The 5,339-nt window shown below is 36.1% G+C and carries 5 protein-coding genes; all 5 read right to left on the bottom strand.

What is annotated here, in order from left to right:
- Positions 1-5 precede the first annotated feature (5 nt).
- The 5 genes from CKF58_RS06535 to hutX all read right to left on the bottom strand — a co-directional run bounded on the left by CKF58_RS06535 (position 6) and on the right by hutX (position 4,864).
- A complete protein-coding gene (locus CKF58_RS06535; protein ID WP_119532162.1) occupies positions 6-1,529 on the bottom strand; it encodes a sugar phosphate nucleotidyltransferase in 1,524 nt (507 codons plus the stop codon).
- A gap of 2 nt (positions 1,530-1,531) precedes the next feature.
- The gene (fcl, locus tag CKF58_RS06530) at positions 1,532-2,488 is read right to left on the bottom strand and encodes a GDP-L-fucose synthase (RefSeq protein WP_119532160.1); all 957 of its coding nucleotides are present in this window, start codon (positions 2,486-2,488) and stop codon (positions 1,532-1,534) included.
- 28 nt (positions 2,489-2,516) lie between these two features.
- Positions 2,517-3,617, bottom strand: coding sequence for a GDP-mannose 4,6-dehydratase (gmd, locus tag CKF58_RS06525; RefSeq protein ID WP_245959246.1), 1,101 nt, complete (start codon positions 3,615-3,617; stop codon positions 2,517-2,519).
- 146 nt (positions 3,618-3,763) lie between these two features.
- Positions 3,764-4,309, bottom strand: coding sequence for a pyridoxamine 5'-phosphate oxidase family protein (locus CKF58_RS06520; RefSeq protein WP_119532158.1), 546 nt, complete (start codon positions 4,307-4,309; stop codon positions 3,764-3,766).
- Positions 4,310-4,339: 30 nt separating this feature from the next.
- Positions 4,340-4,864 carry a heme utilization cystosolic carrier protein HutX gene (gene hutX, locus CKF58_RS06515; protein WP_119532156.1) on the bottom strand — a complete coding sequence of 175 codons (525 nt, stop codon included), beginning with the start codon at positions 4,862-4,864 and terminating at the stop codon, positions 4,340-4,342.
- Positions 4,865-5,339: the final 475 nt, after the last annotated feature.

Genomic DNA, 5,339 nt, shown 5'->3' with positions numbered 1-5,339 from the left:
TTTTCTTATTGATTTAAATAATCTTTTTGCTCTAAACGAATAATATCTTTATCAAGAATTTGTTGTCCTGATTGCACTTCAATCATTTCAAGGTTAGAATCGCCTAGATTTTCAATGCTATGAGCTGTACCAACTGGGATAAAAAGAGATTGATTTTCTCTCAAAATATGTTCCTGTTTGGCAAGAATAACTTTGGCTGTGCCTTGTGTAATAATCCAGTGTTCAGTTTTAAACTTATGGATTTGCGTTGCTACTTTCCCATGAGGTTTTATTGTAATCTTTTTAATTTGGAAGCGATCTCCCTTATCAAGGATTAGAATTTTACCCCATGGTCGATAAATCACGCGATGTTCATAAGTTATTTCTGGATGTTTTTGTTTAATTTGTTGTACAAGTTGTTTGATTTCTTGAGAACGAGATTTGTCTGCTACAAAGGTAGCATCTGGCGTTTGCACGACAACTAAATTATTAACCCCAACACTAGCGATTAAATTATTCTGTTCTGCCATAAAGTAATTATTATGACTATCAATACTAATACAATTAGCTAATTCAACGTTACCGAGTTCATCTTTAATAGAGCTTTCCCATAAAGATTGCCAAGATCCTAAATCCGACCATTGTAGATTTAACGGATAAACCACTCCTTGTGAAGTTTTTTCCATAATCGCATAGTCTATTGATATATCTGGATTAGCATTATAGGCACTAGCTTTTAAGCGAATAAAATCATAATCGAGGGTTGATTTTTCATAGGCTTGGAAACTAGCTTGATAAATTTCAGGAGCGTACTCTTTTATCGCTTCTAAATAAGCTTGTGCACTAAAAAGATAAATTCCCGAATTCCATAAAGCTTGTCCTTGAGCTAATAAAGCAAGAGCCTGTTCTTTATTGGGTTTTTCAACAAAGGATTTTATCTTAAATGCTGCATTTGAACTTGTGTTTTGTGAATACCCTTGAGTAGTATTAGCTGGAGTATTTTTTATATCTGCAGCTTTTAGTAGAGAATCTTTGAAAGTATTACTTGTTACATTCTTTAGATGTTGGTAAAGAATATAGCCATAACCAGTTTCCACTTCACCTTGTGGTTCAATACCAAAGCTTACTAATTTATTATCTTGTGCTGTAGGAATTGCTTGTTCTATTTGGCTAATAAAAGTTTGCTCAGGGGTTAGTTGATGGTCAGCAGGCAAAACAAGCATTAAAGCTTGTTGGTCTCTTTTTTGTAAATGCAGAGCAGCAATAGTTAAAGCTGGAGCTGTATTACGACTTATTGGTTCAAGGATAATATTTTGTTTTAATAAATTTAGTTGGTGCAATTGTTCTGCAGCAATAAAGCGATGATCTTCGTTACACAACACTAGAGGAAGATTACTACTTAAATCTTGAACACGTAAAATCGTTTGCTGAAACATTGAATGCTGAGCATTAAAGTGCTGAAATTGTTTGGGATATAAAGTACGTGAAATAGGCCACAAACGTGTTCCAGCACCACCTGCTAAAATAACCGGATATAGGTGGTTATACATAGCTACATCCTTTTATCAGTATGAGTTAAAAACCATTGATAAGTATCTGCTAAACCTTGTTCTAAATTAATAGCAGGTTGCCAGCCTAAACTTTGTAAGCGACTAATATCAAGTAGCTTACGTGGAGTTCCATCTGGTTTAGAGGTATCCCATAAGATTTTCCCTCGATAACCTACAGTTTTAGCTACTAATTCAGTGAGCTCTTTAATTGTAATATCACTACCAGTTCCTACATTAATGTGAGAACAAGTTGTAGTGGTTACTTTTTGATAATCTTCTACAGATAGATTTTGTATTAAAATACAAGCTCGTGCTAAATCATCAACATGTAAAAACTCACGTAAAGGACTTCCAGTTCCCCAAGCTTCAACTTCTGGTAATTGTTCTATTTTAGCTTGGTGAAAGCGACGAATTAAAGCTGGGATCACATGACTATGTTCTGGATGAAAATTATCAAACGGACCGTAAAGATTAGTAGGCATAACGCTACGGTAATCGCGTTGATATTGACGATTGTAACTCTCACATAGTTTAATACCAGCAATCTTTGCTAGTGCATATGGTTCATTAGTAGGTTCTAAGGTATCAGTTAACAAAGCTTGCTCTTTAATAGGTTGCTCTGCAAACTTAGGGTAAATACAGCTAGAACCTAAAAATAAGAGTTTCTGTACATTAGCCAGATGAGCAGCATGAATTACATTCAACTCAATCATTAGATTTTGATAAATAAAATCAGCTGGATAAGTATTATTGGCGTAAATGCCTCCAACTTTCGCAGCTGCTAGATATACTTCATCGATTTGTTGTTGAGTAAAAAATTGTTGCACATCTCTTTGAATAGTTAAGTCTAATTTTTGACGTGGTGCTGTTACAATCTCTATTTGAGAGTCTAAGCTTAATTGTCGGCAGATAGCTCTTCCTACCATACCATTATGACCAGCAACAAAAATTCTTTTCATATAAATCTCCTAGAGATCTAGGATTAGTTTATTTAGACATAAAGTTGTCTAAATCTTGTAGAGTCAGAAGTTTTTCTTTTTGAGCTAATTGGTAGTCACTTGCTACCATTTGGGCGCAAAGTTCTTGCAAGGATATTTCAGGTTTCCATCCTAGTTCTTGGGCAGCTTTAGTTGGATTACCGAGTAAAGTTTCTACTTCAGTATGACGGTAAAATTTTGGTGATACACGAACAATCACTTGTCCTAGAGTTATTGCTGGTGCTAAATCTCCTTCAACTTTAACAACAGTCGCGATTTCTTTTTCCCCTGTACCTGAAAACTCTAGATAAATCCCAAGCTCTTTAGCAGCAAGAGTTACAAACTCGCGTACACTAATTTGTTGTCCTGTAGCAATAACAAAATCTTGTGGTTTAGATTGTTGTAGCATTAACCATTGCATACGCACATAATCAAGAGCATGCCCCCAATCACGTAAAGCATCCATATTGCCTAAATAGAGTGTGTATTGTAAACCTAAAGCAATACGAGCTAAAGCTAAGGTAATTTTACGTGTTACAAAATCAGCTCCACGTCGTGGAGATTCATGATTAAAAAGAATACCATTACATGCGTACATATCGTAGGCTTCACGATAATTAATCGTGATCCAATAGGCATATAGTTTAGCTACAGCGTAAGGTGAACGAGGGTAGAAAGGAGTGCTTTCTGTTTGAGGTGTTTCTTGTACTAAGCCATAAAGTTCTGAAGTGCTTGCTTGGTAAAAGCGTGTATGTTTAGTTAATCCTGCATTACGAATAGCTTCGAGTAAACGCAGAGTACCTAAAGCATCGACGTTGGCTGTATATTCAGGAGAGTCAAAGCTTACTGCAACATGTGATTGAGCAGCAAGGTTATATATTTCATCAGGACGTATTTTAGAGATAAGTGTTTGTAGATTGCCCGAATCAGTTAAATCTCCATAATGGAGTTGTAAATGAGGATTTACTATTAAGTGTTGTATACGACCAAGATTATCACTAGCGCTTCTGCGCACTAAGCCGTGTACTTGATACCCCTTTTCTAAAAGGAATTCAGCAAGATAAGAGCCGTCTTGTCCGGTAATACCGGTAATAAAAGCTTTTTTCATCATAAAAAACATTTTTGGTAAATTTAGTCTGACTCAACTTTTAGGGAGTCAAGGCTTAGTTGTATTTTACACTATCTAAGAGTTCGTCTTGGGAAAATTAGATATCTTAAAAGCCCATGTATATACATGGGCTTTTAAGATAAAAAATTCTATTTTACGGCTTCACGCTCGTTAAATAAGTGACCTTGAGTTAAGTGTACAGGTTCAACTAATTCATCGTTACTTACCACAAAAGCTTGACCAAATCCTTTTACAAATACCCCTTGAGTAGTTTCTAAACGGAAAAGGTTAAAGTCTTTCATCGTTGAAAGTTCACCTACAATATCCCCAAAGCGCTCAGCTAGAGCTTTAACTCCAGCATTAAACTCTTCGCTTTCAGCTGCTACTTCATGAGCAGTTACAGCAAAGGTTAAACGCGTACGTACGTAAATATTACGTGCGGCACTTTCATCTTCGATCAGCATTACACTTGCTTTACCTACTTCACGTAAATTAGCAGCATGTTTAGCTACATCTGAAATCAGAATATAGTAGTAACCGTTAACAATTACAAATGGTGAATAAGAGGCTAAAGGTTCACCATCAGTATTTACAGAAGAGATAATCAGAGTTTTGGTGTTAGCTTTTAATTCCGCTACAGCTGGACCAATACGACCTGATAAACGACGGGCTTTTTCTTGTGGATCTAGAGACATGTATATTCCTTGTAATTAGAGTGAGGTTAATTAAGCGTTTTGTTGTACGAGTTCTTTGAAGCGTGCAACTTGCTCTGGAAGAAGATTGCGTTGTTCATCGCGTCCTAAATACACTTTAAAGGCAACCTCTCCATTGGCTAAGATAAAGGCTAAAGCATAACTTTCTTTACCTCTAAATGGTTTACTAACTAAAACCACAGAGGTAAAGGTTTCGGTTAAGAGATGACCTTGTAATTGTAATTCAGGATTAGCTGTAGGTCCCATATTTAAATTATAGTAACCACGCGCAAAAGTCCCCGCAGGGAATGGAGCTTTAATTTCCCACAGGCTACCAGCTTTTTCCACGATTGTTGTTACATTACCCCAAGTTGGTAATTCTTCAAGTAAAGACATTACTTGGTTAGCAGGTAACATAGTAACAAATTCTGCTGGTAAGGCTTGAATAATTAGACCTTCAGGCTGATTAAAGCGAGTACTTAAATCAGTGGTATGTAAATGTGGATCTTCAGCCAAAGCTGCTGCAATCTGTTGTTGTAAATTAGTTAGATCAATCATAGTCTCAAATTAGAGTGAAAATGGATTAAGAGCTTACAATAAGGCTCAAGCAATACTTTGTATTATAAAGGAGAATTAGCTTATTGTAAATTATTACCATTTAGATTTGTGACTTAGATCACACTTTTAGTAAAAATATGGGCTAAAAAAGATCGTAATGCGGCAAAGTTGTAAGAAATGTGCTAGATGGTTGGACAAACCATGCATTATAGGTTGCATTTTGGGATACAGCTCATATGGAGCTAGTATTACAGAGATGATAAGCTTGATGAGGGGGGGGGGTAAGTAAGAGGTTATCTTAGTAAGAGGTTATCTTTAGTGAGAGAGCTACCTAACTGCTGTAACTAATGTTGAAAATAGTGCATGAAGATTTGGAGACGGGGCTGCTCTGGGCTTTTAGTTTGAGCTGAGCGAAAAAAACGCGCAAAAAGGATCAAGCACTGCGTGCTTGATCCTTACTAATATTAATATTAGT

The sequence above is a fragment of the Psittacicella hinzii genome (genome assembly GCF_003585935.1).
Lineage (GTDB): Bacteria > Pseudomonadota > Gammaproteobacteria > Enterobacterales > Psittacicellaceae > Psittacicella > Psittacicella hinzii.
Note: the sequence above shows the minus strand (reverse complement) of the source record. Positions and strands in the feature narration are given on the sequence as shown.